This window comes from Mesorhizobium sp. M0060 (assembly GCF_040323155.1).
Lineage (GTDB): Bacteria > Pseudomonadota > Alphaproteobacteria > Rhizobiales > Rhizobiaceae > Mesorhizobium.
This window is the reverse complement of sequence record NZ_JAMYUP010000018.1, coordinates 43,036-58,780: the sequence shown is the minus strand read 5'-3', so window position 1 is coordinate 58,780 and position 15,745 is coordinate 43,036. Positions and strand designations below refer to the sequence as shown.

General features: G+C 62.6%; 13 protein-coding genes. 3 read left to right on the top strand and 10 right to left on the bottom strand.

All coding sequences use genetic code 11. From position 1 onward, the window contains the following. Positions 1-19: 19 nt before the first annotated feature. The 8 genes from nadE to NKJ94_RS18710 form a co-directional block, all read right to left on the bottom strand. The gene (gene nadE, locus NKJ94_RS18745) at positions 20-1,027 is read right to left on the bottom strand and encodes an NAD(+) synthase (protein WP_352527001.1); all 1,008 of its coding nucleotides are present in this window, start codon (positions 1,025-1,027) and stop codon (positions 20-22) included. Next, a complete protein-coding gene (locus NKJ94_RS18740; RefSeq protein WP_352527000.1) occupies positions 1,024-2,571 on the bottom strand; it encodes a class I adenylate-forming enzyme family protein in 1,548 nt (515 codons plus the stop codon). The genes nadE and NKJ94_RS18740 overlap by 4 nt, the downstream gene beginning before the upstream one ends. A 22-nt stretch (positions 2,572-2,593) precedes the next feature. Continuing rightward, on the bottom strand, positions 2,594-2,857 hold the full coding sequence (locus tag NKJ94_RS18735; RefSeq protein WP_352527067.1) for an acyl carrier protein: 264 nt from the start codon (positions 2,855-2,857) through the stop codon (positions 2,594-2,596). 19 nt (positions 2,858-2,876) lie between these two features. Then, positions 2,877-4,814 (bottom strand): asparagine synthase (glutamine-hydrolyzing), encoded by a 1,938-nt coding sequence (gene asnB, locus NKJ94_RS18730; RefSeq protein WP_352526999.1) that lies wholly within the window; start codon positions 4,812-4,814, stop codon positions 2,877-2,879. Positions 4,815-5,107: 293 nt separating this feature from the next. Next, entirely contained in the window at positions 5,108-6,079 is a 972-nt protein-coding gene (locus tag NKJ94_RS18725) for an NAD-dependent epimerase/dehydratase family protein (RefSeq protein WP_352526998.1), read from the bottom strand. 108 nt (positions 6,080-6,187) lie between these two features. Beyond that, positions 6,188-9,646 (bottom strand): chromosome segregation protein SMC, encoded by a 3,459-nt coding sequence (smc, locus tag NKJ94_RS18720; protein ID WP_352526997.1) that lies wholly within the window; start codon positions 9,644-9,646, stop codon positions 6,188-6,190. Between the two features lie 117 nt (positions 9,647-9,763). Next, on the bottom strand, positions 9,764-10,510 hold the full coding sequence (locus NKJ94_RS18715; protein WP_352526996.1) for a DsbA family protein: 747 nt from the start codon (positions 10,508-10,510) through the stop codon (positions 9,764-9,766). Positions 10,511-10,639: 129 nt separating this feature from the next. Then, positions 10,640-11,140, bottom strand: a complete 501-nt coding sequence (locus NKJ94_RS18710) for a DUF721 domain-containing protein (RefSeq protein ID WP_352526995.1) — start codon at positions 11,138-11,140, stop codon at positions 10,640-10,642. A gap of 56 nt (positions 11,141-11,196) precedes the next feature. On the opposite strand from NKJ94_RS18710, the gene mutY reads away from it, so the two are divergent. Both mutY and NKJ94_RS18700 read left to right on the top strand, forming a co-directional pair. Continuing rightward, positions 11,197-12,309: an A/G-specific adenine glycosylase gene (mutY, locus tag NKJ94_RS18705; protein WP_352526994.1), complete on the top strand. Its 1,113-nt coding sequence runs from the start codon at positions 11,197-11,199 to the stop codon at positions 12,307-12,309. A gap of 11 nt (positions 12,310-12,320) precedes the next feature. After that, positions 12,321-12,938, top strand: coding sequence for an HAD family hydrolase (locus tag NKJ94_RS18700; protein WP_352526993.1), 618 nt, complete (start codon positions 12,321-12,323; stop codon positions 12,936-12,938). Between the two features lie 59 nt (positions 12,939-12,997). On the opposite strand, the gene NKJ94_RS18695 is transcribed toward NKJ94_RS18700, so the two are convergent. Then, the gene (locus NKJ94_RS18695; RefSeq protein WP_352526992.1) at positions 12,998-14,131 is read right to left on the bottom strand and encodes a site-specific DNA-methyltransferase; all 1,134 of its coding nucleotides are present in this window, start codon (positions 14,129-14,131) and stop codon (positions 12,998-13,000) included. Positions 14,132-14,311: 180 nt separating this feature from the next. Here NKJ94_RS18695 and NKJ94_RS18690 point away from each other — a divergent pair, with 180 nt between their 5' ends. Beyond that, positions 14,312-15,001 (top strand): HAD family hydrolase, encoded by a 690-nt coding sequence (locus NKJ94_RS18690; protein WP_352526991.1) that lies wholly within the window; start codon positions 14,312-14,314, stop codon positions 14,999-15,001. A gap of 38 nt (positions 15,002-15,039) precedes the next feature. Here NKJ94_RS18690 and NKJ94_RS18685 read toward each other — a convergent pair whose 3' ends face one another. Continuing rightward, complete coding sequence (locus NKJ94_RS18685; protein ID WP_352526990.1) at positions 15,040-15,744, bottom strand: hypothetical protein; 705 nt, start codon at positions 15,742-15,744, stop codon at positions 15,040-15,042. Position 15,745: the final 1 nt, after the last annotated feature.

Below are 15,745 nucleotides of genomic sequence, written 5' to 3'. Positions count from 1 at the left end.
TGGCCGGTCTCGAAGCAGGTCAGGTACCGAGTTCTTCGACTTCCTCGACGAGTTGCGGACGCATGTGCAGATAACGCGTCGCCTTGCGCTTGGCGACGATATCGGCCCAGACGCGTTCCACTTGGGAGGCGGCCAATCCCGCTGCCTGCCCCACCGCTTCTGCCGCCACGCCGTTGTTGAGACCGCAAAGGCAAAGGTCCATGCGGTCATAAGGAAGCGAGAAGTAGAACTCCTCCTGCGTCTGCGCCAGCGAGTAGGTATCGGTGGTCGGCGGCCGGTTCCGGATTTCTTCCGGAACACCGAGATGGGCCGCCAGCGCATAAACCTGTGTTTTATAGAGGTGGGCGATCGGCTTGACGTCCGCGGCGCCGTCACCGTTCTTCACGAAGAAACCCTGATCATATTCCAGCCGGTTCGGTGTTCCAAGAACGGCGAAGTTCAGACGATCGGCATGGTAGTATTCGATCTGCTTGCGGGTGCGCTGCTTCATATTGGTAGCGGCGACGACGCCGAGATAGACAGGCAACGGCATTCTCAGTTTCGTCTGCTTGCCTTCAGGATCCTGCACCACCAGCGACGAGATATTATAGCCTTGGCCCTCGAGCGCGTTCGCGATCACGATCTTCGAGGCCCAGCCTTCCCCGTATTCCGGGACCAATTCGCGGATGAAGGCGTCCCGACGCTTGTAGCAGCCCATTGCGCGCAAGGCCGCCCCGATATCTTCCGTAATAGCCTCGACACCGAAAGTGTCGGCGACGAGGCGGCCGAGCCGCAGACTTTCGGGATCGGAATCGCTTTCCGGCATGAACAGGCAAAGCACATTCCGGGGGCCGACGGCTCGTGCGGCCAACGCGACCGACACGCTCGAATCGATCCCGCCCGAAAGACCGAGCACAAGGCCCCGCTTGCGAAGCCCGCGCAACTGCTCGCGCAAGGCCGTTACGATACGGTCCGTTTCGGCGGCCAAATCGATCGCCAGAGCCTGCGCCAGAAAGATCCGCGCGTCCTCGGTTGGGCGAACATTCATTGCGCGGCCTCCATGGTTTCTGCCGCAAGCCGACGGCTGACCTTGCCGGTATCCGTCTTCGGCAGTTCGCGGCGGAACTCGATGACCTTGGGGATCATGAAGTCCTCAAGGTGACGTGCACAGTGACGAACGACATCCTTTTCGCTAAGCGCCGGGTCGGACCGTACGATGAGTGCGCCGATCGCATGCCCGAGCACAGGATCCGGCACACCGACAACCACTGCTTCCGCGATGCCCGGATGAGCGTGAAGCACGGCTTCCACTTCCTTGGGCGCCACCTTCTCTCCCCGCGACTTTATGATGTCGTCCTTGCGTCCGACGAAATAAAGAAAGCCGTCCTCATCGGTCCTGAACAGATCGCCGGTGTAGAGAACCTTCTCCCAAGGGTTCGGGCCTGGTCGCAGGGCTTGTTCCGTCGCAGCTTCGTTTCGCCAATAACCCTGCATGACGTGCGGCCCGCGAATGACCAACTCACCTGCTACGCCCGGCGGCACTCGTTGCCCGTGGTCGTCGACGACAAAGGCTTCGGTGTTTGGAATGGCTATTCCGACCGACCCCGGCCGACGGTCGAGCTCCTCGGGCGGCAGATAGGTGCAGCGCTTGCATTCCGTCAGGCCATACATCGAATAGAGCCTGACACCGGGAAAAAGGAACTGCAGGCGTTCTATGTGAGCCGGCGGCAAAGCAGCCGCCGTGTTGGAAATATAGCGAAGGCTGGGCAGGAAGCCCGGCGCCAGGTCACGCATCTGCAGGATCATCGCTGCCATCGTGGGCACGAGCGGAAGCCCGGTGACGCCTTCCTGGCGGATACGTTCAAAGACCGCCTGGGGAAAAGCGAAGGACTTCTCGAGCACGAGCGTGGCGCCGAGCCTGACAGCCATCAGCAACTGATAGAGACCGTAGTCGAAAGCGAGGGGCAGAACATTCAAGATGATGTCGTCTGGCGAGTTGCGCAGATAGGTGGCGATGGAGCCCGCCGCCGCATCGCAATTGCGGTGCGTCATCATCACGCCCTTGGGCCGGCCGGTCGAACCCGAGGTGTAGATCAACATCGCAAGATCGACGTCAATGCCGCGGTGGTCAATCTCCCTGGCTTGGAGCGTCAAGCAATCCGCCAGGGATGTGGCCCCTGCCGGGCATTGGTTATCGGCACCAACGGTGGAAGCCACGAAGATGCCGGTCTTGCCGGACGATCCGCACGCCTCGGCGACCACGGGCATCAGTTTTGCTTGCGTGAGGATCGCAGCTGCGTCGCAATCGGCGATGATGTAGGCCAGCTTTTCGGCCTTGGTGGATGCGTTGATCGGACTGAAAGTCGCGCCTGCTTTAAGAACTGCGAAAATCGAAACCGCAGCCTCCCAGCAATTGTCCATGAAGATCAGGACCCGGTCGTCGCGCCTGACGCCATTCATGAAAAGGGCCGCGGCCAGGCGGCTCGAAAGATCGTCTAGCTCTTCGTAGCACAGCCTTTTGTGCTCGGTGACCAATGCCGTTTTGGCTGGATGGGCAGCGGCCTTCGCAGCCAGAAGATGTTCGATCCGCACGGACGCTCCTCGCCGATGGCGCCTACGCTGCCAGCGCTTCTGCTTTCGCCTTGATGAAGGCGGAGATACGGTCAATCGAATCCAGATTGGCCGGTACGATGTCGGTATCGACCATCGCTATGCCGAAATTGTCCTCTATGAAAGCCACGAGTTCCAGCACGGCCGTCGAGTCGATGATGTCGTTCTCGATCAGTGATGCCGTGTCTGCAAGCTCGTAGGACGTGTCGCCGAACAGGAAGTTGTCGACGATAAAGGTTTTGACCTTGTCCTTGATTGTTACCATGATGTTTTCTTCCCTCGATTTCTCAGGCCGCTCGTGCTGCACCGACCTTTTGGCCGGTGAAAATCTTCTGCCACAGTTGCGTCGACAAAATGCCGACGAAGGCCGCATTGTCGCGGAATCCGGACGCTGGCTGCAAGCGGCATTTCTCGTGAAGGTTCGCCACCGCCTTGGCGTTGAATAGTCCGCCGGCGGCGATGCTCGCTTCGCTGAGCGAGTGGCGTACGTAGTCCAGTTCTCCGGCTCCAACAAAGGAGCGGGCTTCCGGAGCCCGGTAAGGCTGTTTGGTGCGCTCCCGGATGGCCGTCGGAAGCAGGTGCTTGGCAACTTTGCGCAGTATGTGTTTTTCCACCAATCCCTTCAGCTTCATTTCCGGCGGAAGTCTTCCGGCGAACTCCACCAAACGATGATCGAGGAAGGGGAAACGCCCTTCAATACCGTGCGCCATGGCCATCCGATCGCCCTGGCTAGAGAGGATGTAGCCCGGCAGGAGAAAGCGGGACTCGAGATATTGTGCCTGATGCAGCGGGTGCCACCGGGAAAATGCCTCAGGCAACCGGCTGGCCAGTTCCTCGGCTGCGTCATAGCCCTTCAACGTCGCACGCAGGTCACCCGAAAAGAACATCTTCGCCGCTGAGGTGGTCTTGAAGCGCGGCCGATGCGAGAACAGCGGATCGTCCAGGGCAGCGTTACCGGTGCCGAAGAACGCAGCCAGGTACTCCACGGACTGCTGTTGCAGACCCGGCAGATAGGGATAAAGCTTGCGGAACAGCTGTGGCCTGATGCGCGATGCCGGCTGTCGCCCGCAGAAACGGCGAACCCGCGCTTCCTTGAAGACATCATAGCCGGCAAAGACCTCGTCGGCGCCTTCGCCTGTCAGCACCACTTTCAAACCGGCCTGGCGAACGAGGCCGGACAATTGATAGAGGGGGGCCGGGGCGGTGCGGATGATCGGCCGCTCGGTAAAACGGATGACTTCGGGAAACACACCGGCGATATCGCCGGCACGGCAGGCGATGGTTCGATGCTGCGTGCCAAGTGCCGACGCCATTTCGGTCTGGAAGGCGCTTTCGTCATGCTCGGCGCTGTCGAACGTCACGGAAAATGTCTGCAGCTTAAGAGGAGTCATGCCGGCCGCGAGTGCCGAAACGAGAGATGAATCGAGCCCGCCCGAAAGGTAAGAACCGACCGGCACGTCGGCGCGCATGCGAAGCCTCACCGCGTCGGTCAAAAGGGCCTGCAGTTCTTCGGCTGCGTCATCCTCATTGGTGATCTTCGATGGCGCATCCCGATGCGGATAGTCCAGATGCCAGTATGGTTTGACCGTGACTTGCCCTTGCGTGGCGATCATCACGCTTGCCGGCTCCAGCTCGTGGATATTGCGGAAAGCCGTGCGTGGAGCGATCGGCGCCCACAGTGTAAAGATCTGGTCGAGTGCGATCGGATCGATTTCGGCCGAGACGCCGGGTACCTTCAGCAGGGCTTTTATCTCCGACGCAAAATAGAGCACCCCGTCCTTGCTGGTGTAGAACAGCGGCCGAACACCCATCCGGTCTCTTGCAAGCACCATCCGCCGACGCCGATTATCCCAAATCGCGAAGGCGAAATCACCGTTCAGGAGCGACAGGCAGTCTTCGCCCATCTCGTCATACAGGTGCAGGAGAACCTCTGTGTCGCTCGACGTGCGGAAGCGTCGGCCCTTGGCCAGCAGCCCTTGGCGCAGTTCGACGTAGTTGAAAATCTCGCCGTTGAACGCAATCGTCAAATCGCCGGTCTCGTCGGACATCGGCTGCTGGCCATCACCAATCCCAATCACCGACAACCGCGCATGCGCAAGCCCAGCCTCGCGCGCTACGAATTTCCCTTGCTCATCCGGTCCGCGATGGGCGATCGCGGACGTCATGCGCGCAAGCAAAGCTTCCGCATCCCGGACCGAACCGAAATAGCCCCCGAATCCACACATCCACACAGCTCATACTGAACAGCAAGCCACGGAACATAGCGTTCATAAACGCCTCAAAGGTTAATCGGATATTTTTCAGCGAGCATGTGGTTAACAGGAAGTTAGGACGATATGATGCTTTTGCGGACCGACTTGTGCCCCACTCTAGGTGTCACGCTTGATGGTGAGCTGCGGTCGCACGATCGCTATGGGCGACGTTCTTTATAGCTTCGCGCCGGATCAGTTGCGGATTGGGCCGAAGCCAGTGACATCGGTTCACGTCGAGATAGAGACGTCACCGCAAGCAGTGCAAATTACTGCTTCGAGTACGGTCGGTACCAATCGACAAACTTCTTCAGCCCGTCCTCTATCGAAACGCTCGGCCTGAAGCCGAAATCCCGCTCCAGCGCGGTCATGTCGGCAAAGGTCTGCTCGACGTCGCTCGCCTGCATCGGCTCGTTTTGCCGGATTGCCTTGACCTCGAGCAGCCTTTCCAGAATGTCGATGAAGTCGCCCAGCCGCACCGGCCGGTTGTTGCCGACATTGTAAAGCCTGTTCGGCGGAACGTCAGCCGCCGGCGGCTTGTCGAGCACGGCGACAACTGCCTTCACGACATCGTCTATGTAGGTGAAATCGCGCCACATTTCGCCATTGTTGAAGACCCGGATCGGCTTGCCCTCGAGCATCGCCTGGGTGAACATCCAATAGGCCATATCGGGCCGGCCCCAAGGACCGTAGACCGTGAAAAACCGCAAGCCGGTCTGCGGTATGCCGAACAGATGGGCGTAGGTGTGGCTCATCAGTTCATCGGTTTTCTTGGTGGCGGCGTAAAGCGAAACGGGCTTGTCGACCTGATCGGCTTCGCTGAACGGCACGCTGCGGTTGCCGCCGTAGACGGAACTCGACGAGGCATAGACCAGATGCTCGAATGCCGGTTCGGCGCGACAGAATTCGAGCACTTCGAGGTGGCCCATGACGTTGGAGCGGATATAGAGCCGCGGATTGTTGAGTGAGTGACGCACGCCCGCCTGCGCGGCGAGATGGATGATCCTGACTATGCCTTGCCCGGCCAAAGCGGCCGCAAGCGCGCCCTGTTCGGCAATGTCGATCTGGTGAAACGAGAAATCCTTGTGAGGCAGAAGACGGGCAAGCCGCCCCTTTTTGAGCGCCAGGTCGTAATAGTCGTTCATGTTGTCGACGCCGACGACCGCTTCTCCCCGGTCCAGCAGATGGTGGCAAACGTGACTGCCGATGAACCCCGCGGCTCCGGTGACAAGTATAGGCAACAGGCTTCTCCACGCGCATAGCCGGCCGGTGTCTGGAGAGGCAGATCCAGCCCATTTCGTCGTGCTATAGTCGAAAGCCGAGGTGGAGACCACCACTAAGCTGAAGCGTCAGCTTGCCTCGCGCATGGCCTCAGCAGCCTGCAAGTCGACCGAGACCAGTTGGCTGACGCCTTGCTCGGCCATGGTCACCCCGAACAGCCGGTCCATGCGCGCCATGGTGATCGGGTTGTGTGTGATGATGACGAAGCGCGTTTCGGTGGTTGCGGCCATTTCGTCCATCAAATTGCAGAAACGTTCGACATTATGGTCGTCGAGCGGCGCGTCGACTTCGTCAAGCACGCAGATCGGCGCCGGGTTGGTCAGGAACACGGCGAAAATCAGCGACATCGCCGTCAACGCCTGCTCACCGCCGGACAGCAGCGTCATCGTCTGCGGCTTCTTGCCGGGCGGACGCGCCAGGATCTCGAGCCCTGCTTCGAGCGGATCGTCGGACTCGATCAGTTGCAGCTCGGCGGTGCCGCCGCCGAACAAATGCGAAAACAGCCGTTGAAAATGGCCGTTGACCACCTCGAAGGCGGCGAGCAGCCGCTCGCGGCCTTCACGGTTCAGGCTGTGGATCGCCTGCCGCAGCTTGCGGATCGCCTCGATGATATCGTCGCGCTCGGAAACGATGGTCTCCAGCCGATCCGACAGTTCCTTCTGCTCTTCCTCGGCGCGCAGATTGACGGCGCCGAGCCGTTCGCGCTCGATCTTCAGCCGGTCGAGCTGACGCTCGATCTCGGCCATTTCGGGCATCGGGCTGTCGGCCTCGAGGCCGGTGTGGCGGATCACCAGGTGCGGCGGCGTGTTCAGCGTTTCCTGGATGCGCGCCTCGACCTCCAGCCGCCGCTCGTCGGCGGCGGTCAGCCGCTCTTCGGCGCGAACGCGGGATTCCCGCGCCTCGGCCAGCGACTGGATGGCTGATGTCGCAGCCTTGTCCAGCACGGACTGCCGGTTCTCGGCTTCCTGCAAACGGTCGCCCGCCGCCTTGCGCAAGCTTTCGGCCTCGGCGAGCTGCGACAGCAAGGCGCGCCGCTTGGCGTCGATCTCGTCGGGTGCGTCGGCCAGCCTTTCGCGCTCGGCCTCGGCCTCGGCCTTGCGTTCGCCGAGCGCTGCGATCTGTGTCGACGCGTTTTCGGCGCGCTCCACCCAGTTGCGCCGTTCCGCTCCGATGGCATCGAGGCGGCGCGCACGTGCCTCGGCCTCTCGCTTCAGGCCTTCATGGACGGCGCGCGCATCGGCAAGGGCGGCGCGGTCGCGGGCAACGTTAGCGGCCGACTGCTCAAGCTGCAATTGCAGATCGCCGAGATCGGGAGCGTCTTGCAGCAGCATTTCCGCGTCGACCAACGCCGCCGCCGTTTCCTCATGGCTGTCGACGATACGGGCGCGCGCCTCGTCAAGTGCTGCACGGCGGCTCGACAGCTCGCCGCCGGCCTTTTCGGCCTCGGCCAGCACATTGCGGGCAGCGTCCAGCCCGTGCTGGGCGTCGCGCCCGGCCTGTCGGGCGTTGCGTTCGGCCTCGCTCGCGTGGGCAAGCGCCTGCTCGGCCTGGGCAAGAGCCTGTTCGGCTTCGCGCAGGATGCGCGTGGCATGGACTGCTTCGGCGTCGAGTTCGGCCAGCCGGTTTTTCTGCGCCAGCCGCTGCGCGGCGGCGGTCGGCGCATCGGCGCTGGCGGTGAAACCATCCCAGCGCCAGAGCGCACCTTCGCGGCTGACCAATCGTTGGCCGGGAGCAAGCAGCGTCTGCAGCCTTCTTCCGTCGGCGGCTTCGACAATGCCGATCTGGGCCAGCCGGCGGGCCAGCTGCGCCGGCGCGCGCACCACGCTGGCGAGGCTCTTTATGCCTTCGGGCAAAGCGGCGTCGCCGGGCTGGATTTCGCTCTGGCCCCAATGCACCGGCGCGCTGCGGTCGAGCGGCACGTCGAGATCTTCGCCAAGCGCGGCACCCAGCGCCGTCTCGTAGCCACGCTCGACGCTGATCTGCTCCAGCACCGAGGGAAACAAGTCGCCGCTCGCAGCGTTCAGGATCTTGGCAAGCGTGCGGGCCTCGGTTTCGATCCGAGCCAGCTCGGCCTTTGCGTCCTGAACTGGTGGGCGGGCCGCACTTTCGCCCGCGCGTGCCTCGGCGACAGCCTGTTCGGCGGCAATCGCGGCTGCCTCGGCCTCTTCGAGCAGCGCCAGCGCCTGTTCGACCAGAAGCCGCTTCTCGGCGGGATCGGGCAGGCCGGCGACCCTGGAGACGATCTCGGACAGTTCGCGGTCGACATCGGCAAGCTGGCGGGCAAAGCGGTCGCGGCGCTCAGCGGTGTCGCGCAGCGTCCGTTCGATCTGGTTGCGCGAGGCGGCAGCCTCCGCCCGTTCGGCGGTCAGCGCGGCGAGCCTGGCCTCGCTCACGGCAAGCGTCGATGCCGCCTGCTCGAAAGCCGCGCGGGTGCTGGCCTCGCGCTCGGCAGCGCCGGCGTTTTCGGCGTTGAGCGCGGCTTCTTCGGCAGCGAGGCGTTCGAGGATATCCGCATTGTCGCGGACCATGCGCTCCTCGCGGGCAAGGTCGCCGTCGAGCTGTTGCAGTCGGCGGTCGAGCTCAGCCTGGCGGGCGCGGATGCGGCCTGCCTCTTCCTCGATCTGCGCCTTGGCGATCGACAGACGCTGGAAGGCGGCGGCGGCGGCGGCTTCCGCATCGCGCAGGTCCGGCAGCCGGTGGGCGTTGATGCCTTGTTCCCTGGCGGCAGCCATCTGGGCGGCGGCACGGTCGCCGACCAGCGCGGTGGCAATCGCCAGCGCCGAACGCGCTTCGCCTTCCTGCGTCTTGGCCAGCGTCCAGCGCAGATGCAGCAGCGTCGCTTCGGCCTTGCGGATATCGGCCGACAGGTTCTTGAAGCGCGAGGCCTGGCGGGCCTGGCGTTTCAGGCTTTCGATCTGGCTTTCCAGTTCGCCGACGACGTCGTCCAGCCGTTCGAGGTTCTGTTCGGCCGCCTTCAGCCGCAGCTCGGCTTCGTGGCGGCGCGTATGCAGGCCGGAAATCCCAGCCGCCTCTTCCAGCAGCGCGCGGCGCGCCTGCGGCTTTGCCTGGATCAGCTCGCCGATGCGGCCCTGGCCGACCATAGAGGGCGAGCGGGCACCGGTCGACTGATCTGCGAACAGCAGCTGCACGTCCTTGGCGCGGGCTTCTTTGCCGTTGATGCGGTAGAGCGAGCCGGCCTCGCGCTCGATGCGGCGCGAGACCTGCAATTCATCGGCGTCATTGAAAGCGGACGGCGCGGTGCGGTCGCTATTGTCGAGGAACAGCGTGACTTCGGCGGTGTTGCGGGCCGCACGCGTTCCCGAACCGGAAAAGATCACGTCGTCCATACCGGACGCACGCATGTTCTTGTAGGAGCTTTCGCCCATAACCCAGCGCAGCGCCTCGACCAGGTTCGACTTGCCGCAGCCGTTCGGCCCAACGATGCCGGTCAGGCCGCGTTCGATGACGAACTCGCCGGGTTCGACGAAGGATTTGAAGCCGAGGAGGCGAAGGCGCGAGAACTTCATTCGCGCCGGCCCATAGCCAAGTTCCGCAAAAGTCTTCCGCGGCTTTGCGACAAGAACCCGCGGCACAACAAAAAGCCGCGCACGCCGAAGCGCAGCTGCTTCGGCGTCGCCGAAACGTCAGAGCAGAGGGTCGATGATGGCCGACATTTCCGCAATCGACATCGCCCCTTTGTAGGTCTTTCCGTTGATGAAAAAGGTCGGTGTGGAATCGACCTTGAATTCGTCGGCGCCGCGCTTCTGGACGGATCTCACATCGTCCAGAAGTTTCTGGTCCGTCAAGCAGGCCTCGAAGGACTCCTGTGTAAAACCGGCAAGCTTGGCGATTTGCAGCAGTGCGTCCTTGGTATTGTTCACACCAACCCAGTTCGCCTGCTGCCTGAACAGCACGTCGACCATCGGGAAATAATTGTCCTTGGAGCAGCGCGCCAGCATGAAACCGGCTTCGGCGCTGGGATCGAACGGAAATTCGCGCAGGATGTAGCGGGCCTTGCCGGTGTCGATATACTTCGTCTTCAGCTCCGGAAAAGTGGTTTCGGCGAAATGCGCGCAGTGCGGGCAGGTCATCGAGGCATATTCGACGATGGTGACCTTTGCATCGTCCTTGCCGAGCTGCATGTCGGGCAGCGCGCCCGGCTTCAACAAGGCCGCCATGTCCACCGTACCCTGAGCTTCCGGCGCCTTGGCGGCGGCTGGAGCGGCCGGCTTCGCAGCGTCGGCGGGTTTCGTCGAATCGGCGGGGGCCGCAGGCGTCACATCCTGCGCCTCGGCTTTCTCGCCCGAGTCGCTGCATGCGGCAAGCAGAGCCACCGCTGGTATGGCGGCCAGCGAAGACAAGAGGTTTCTGCGGGACAAGGAACGGATCATACGAATCACCTGGCAATAGTTAGATTTTGCAATGCAAAGGCTACAAAAAGCGAGAGTTGGCGCGAATTAAGGCATTGCCGTCCCTATTCCAATCGCCAAATTCCAGCATGCCATCACGATAGCGCGAGATCACGGCTTCTTTTGGCCGAGAATGGTGGCGCCAAGCCGCTCCAGCGAGGCGCGCAGCCCGTCGTCCTCGATCAAACCGACCGTGCCTGACAGCTTCGCCTTCTCGGCCACGGTCAGCGGCCGCAAACTGGGTTTCGGCTTTTCCTTGCCCGTCATTACCGGCTTCTGCACGATCCTGATCCGGCCGATCGCATTGAAACCGAGAAACGCATTGACCCGGTTGATGATCTCGCCGGTCTCGTGCTGCAGATGCAGTGCCGCCACACCCTCGCAGGCAATGACCAGCACCGCCGGCTCGAACGGATCGTCCTCATGCATGCGGCGCGGCCACTGGATCTTTTCCGGGCGCGAGCGGCCGGCAAGCCGCGGCCCGGCAATCTCTTCCCACGACTGGACCAGCCCGATCGACATGCCGGCCCGCTTGCGCAGCACCGGGTCGAGTATCTCGGTTGCGAGATCGCTCACCGGAACGGGATTGCCGAAGGGCCTTTTCCCTGCCATGTGCGTTCTCCAGTCACCAGCTTCAGCACCAGTGGATTAGGGCCGACCGTCGATCAATGGCACTGCACGACCAGACCCGCAAGGCCGTATCCGCAGGCGATGGCGAGATCGCGTTCCGGCTGCTTGGCTGGTACGACGCGCATCACCGCGACCTGCCCTGGCGCGTTCCGCCGCGCGCGCTGGCAGGCGGCGCGCGGCCCGATCCCTATCTGGTCTGGCTTTCCGAGGTGATGCTTCAGCAAACCACGGTCGAGGCGGTAAAATCCTATTTCCGGGCTTTCGTGCAGAAATGGCCGACGGTCGAAGCACTGGCGGCGGCACCGACCGAAGACATCATGAAGGCCTGGGCCGGGCTCGGCTATTATTCTCGCGCCCGCAACCTTAAAGCCTGTGCCGATCTCGTCGCGCGGCAAGGCGGTCGCTTTCCGGACAGCGAGACCGGCTTGAAGGAACTGCCCGGGATCGGCGCCTACACGGCGGCGGCAGTCGCGGCGATCGCTTTCGACCGGCCCGCCGCCGTCGTCGACGGCAATGTCGAGCGGGTCGTCTCACGGCTGTTTTCTATCGCCACGCCGCTGGGCGAGGCCAAGGGCGAGATACGCGGCCATGTCGAGCGCATGGTTCCCCGGACAAGGCCGGGTGACTTCGCCCAGGCGATGATGGACCTGGGCGCGACGATCTGCACGCCGCGCCGGCCCCGCTGCATGCTTTGCCCGGTACGGCAGGATTGCAGCGCGACCACCTCAGGCGACCCCGAACGCTTTCCGGTCCGCCTGCCCAAGGCCGAAAAACCCTTGCGCCGCGGCGCCGCCTTCGTTGCCTTCAGGGGCGACGGCGCCATCCTTTTGCGCAAGCGCGTGGATAAAGGCCTGCTCGGCGGCATGACCGAAGTGCCCACGACCAGCTGGACCGCGCGGATCGACGGCGCCACCACCGATGCGGCAGCCCCATTCCCCGGCGACTGGCGGCGGGCCGGGCGCATTGGCCATGTCTTCACCCACTTCGCGCTCGAACTCGACGTGTTCAAGGCGGAGACCGACAGCGCCGCCCCGGCAGGGCATTTCTGGTCGCTGGCGCATGAAATTTCCGGGGAAGCGCTGCCGACCGTCATGAAAAAGGTAATCGAAGCGGCGATACCGGGCGCGACGAAGAAGCAGCGGCCGCATTGAAAGAGAGAAGAATGACTGAAATCCGCCACATCGTTTTCGACATCGGCAAAGTGCTGATCCACTACGATCCGAACCTGCCTTTCAGCCGCTTGATCCCCGATCCCGACGAACGGAAATGGTTCTTCGACAATGTCTGCACGCATGACTGGAATATCGAGCAGGACCGCGGCCGCAGCTGGGAGGAGGCCGAAGCGCTGGCAATCGCGGAGTATCCCGAGCACGCCGAAAACGTCCGCAATTTCCGCCGGCACTGGCACGAGATGGTGCCTCATGCCTATGAGGACAGCGTCGCCATCATGATCGGCCTGATCGAGAGCGGCCATGACGTGACGATGCTGACCAATTTCGCCGCGGACACGCTTGCCGAGGCCCGCGAGCGTTTCGATTTCCTCAATCGGCCGCGCGGCGTGACCGTTTCCGGCGACATCCGCCAGATCAAGCCGGATCGCGCCATCTATGATCACCACGTCGCCGCGTTCGGCCTCGATCCGGCAGCCACGCTGTTCATCGACGACAGCCAGAAGAATGTCGACGGCGCCAAGGCGGCCGGTTGGCAGGCTGTGCTGTTCACCGACGCCCAGACGCTCAAGGCGGACCTTGAGCGTCTTGGGATCATAGTGTTATTTTAATCACTTCCAGTAACTGGCTGAGACTTCGCATTAACGAATCTGTCGCAACTCAGAAGCCGTCAGGCCCCTGCCCGCTCCATGCCCAGCCGCGCAATGCGGCGAAGCTCGTCGATCGGTGTCAGGCCGCCGCTGCGCTCATAATGCCAGAAGGTCCAGCCATTGCAGGCGTCGAGCCCCTGGACTTCCGCACCGATCTTGTGGATCGACCCGGCACTGTCGCCGATCGCCAGAGTGCCGTCGGCGCGCACCTTTGCCGCCCAGCGCTTCTTGGCGTCGTAGAGCGTGGCGCCGGGTGCCACCAGGCCATTGTCGAGAAGAGTGACGAAGGCGACGCGCGGCTCGGCGCGCTTGCCGGTCAGCACCGTCAGATTGGCGCCGTCGAGCGGCCGGACCGCATCGATCCTGTCCATGGCGGCATCGATATAAGCCTGCTCACGCTCGATGCCGACGAAGTGGCGGCCAAGCCGCTTGGCCACCGCGCCGGTAGTGCCTGAACCGAAGAAGGGGTCGAGCACAATGTCGCCGGGCCTGGTCGAGGCCGTCATGACACGGGCAAGCAACGCTTCCGGCTTCTGCGTCGGATGCAATTTGTCGCCATTGTCGTTCTTCAGGCGCTCGCCGCCGGTGCAGATCGGAAACAGCCAGTCGGAGCGCATCTGAATGTCGTCGTTCGACGCCTTCAGCGCCTCGTAGTTGAATGTGTAACCCTTGCCCTTCTGGTCGCGCGATGCCCAGATCATCGTCTCATGCGCGTTCTGGAAACGGCGGCCACGGAAATTGGGCATTGGATTGGTCTTGCGCCAGACGACGTCGTTGAGGATCCAGAAGCCCAGGTCCTGCATTTTGGCGCCGACCCTGAAAATATTGTGGTAGGAGCCGATGACCCAGATCGTGCCGTTGGGCTTCAACACGCGGCGCGCCGCCAGCAGCCAGGCGCGAGTGAAGGCGTCGTAGGCCTCAAAACTGTCGAACTGGTCCCAATGGTCGTCGACGGCATCGACCTTGGATTGGTCGGGCCGATGCAGATCGCCATCGAGCTGCAGATTGTAAGGCGGATCAGCAAAGATCACGTCGATCGACTTTTCCGGCAGCCGTTCGAGCGCGGCGACGCAGTCGCCCTTCAGGATCGTATCCAGCCACTCGGATTGCTGGGGAGCATCGGAAAGCTCGTCGAGAAGACGCACGGCAGACATTGTGACACCCAAGGCACGCGTTACTGTTTACTCCGCGTTATGGTTACCGATCAGCGTAAATATTCAGTGAAGCAGGCCGCCGAATTTGCGAAGCCCGGCCTGTTGGTGTATGCCGCGCCGCCTGAGCCGTTTGGACCAAAGGCCTCTCGGCATTCCCTTCATCCCGCTTCCCGGATCACCATGCCTCAGCCAGACCTTGTCATCTTCGATTGCGACGGCGTGCTCGTCGATTCCGAAATCATCGCCGCGCGCATCGATGCCGAGCTTTTGACCTCGGCCGGCTACGAGATATCGGCCGAGGAGATTTCCGAGGTCTATGCCGGGCTGACCTTCAAGGACATCATGATGCGGGTCGAGGAAAAGTCCCGTATCCCGTTCCAGGCTTCGCTGATCGACAAGGAGGAACAGCTGGTCGATCGCAGGCTGCGCAGCGACGTGCGTGCCATCGACGGGGCGCATGAGGCGGTCGCCGCGGTAACAGTGCCGCGCTGCGTCTGCTCGAATTCGCGTTCCGAGCGGATCGAATTCATGCTGGAGAAGGTGCATCTTTTGCCGTTCTTTGCCGGCCGGATTTTTTCCTCGCTGGAAACCCCGACCGGGAAAACCAAGCCGGCGCCGGACGTGTTTCGGTTCGCCGCGGAAAAGCTCAAGGCCGATCCTGCCAACACCTTCGTCATCGAGGATTCGGTGCATGGCGTCACCGGCGCCAAAATGGCAGGAATGCGCGTCATCGGCTTCACCGGCGCGGCGCACAGCTATCCCGGCCATGCCGACGCGCTGACCGAGGCCGGCGCCGAAACGGTCATCCGCCGCTGGGCGGAACTGAAAAGCGTGATCGCCGCGCTGTCGGAATGGTCGGCGGACGCCTGAGAGGCCGTCTCCAACCGCCGTGGCGCGAATGCAGCGGCTCAGTTGGTCGCGGCGGTTTTCTTCTTCTTCGGCTTGTTTGTCGCTACTTTCGGAGCGCCCTCGTCATAACCGGCATATGCCTGGTAGTCCTGCGCCGTCGGCTCCGGAACGACGACGTTGGAATCGGTGAAGACGAACTGCGTGGCACTCGAAGGATCGGTGACCTGAACCTGATGGGAGTGAAGCTGCGAATAGAGAACTTCGGTGCCGTGCATCACCGCGATACGGATCGGCATGGTGATGGTGCCGGGGGTGAACATCGGGCCAGGCACGACCTTGCCGGCGACGGCTATCTTCATCGACAAGGAGCCGTTGGCGCGGCTGCAGTCGCGGGTCACATCGGTGATCGAAGCCTGATAAATGATCTTGGCGGAATCGTCCGGCTGGTCGGCGCCTACCGCGTCCGGGGCCGTCTGGGTTGCTTGAGCATCCTGGGCGGCGACGTCGGTTTTCTTCTTCGGCTTCGGACCGCTTTTGGCATAGGTGTTGAAGAAGGCAGTGCCGTCACGCAACGTCACTTTCGGACAATAGGCCTGCAATTGGCTGGAAAGCACCTTGGGGTCCGGTGGCGGTGGTGGCGTCGTATCCTTCTTGCCGAAGCCGAGAATGCCAGTGTCGCCTGATTGGCAGCCCGCGGCGGCAAGCATAAAGCCGGTGAGCGCCAGACCCGCGACAAAACGACCGTTGAATGAATGAAACGCCATG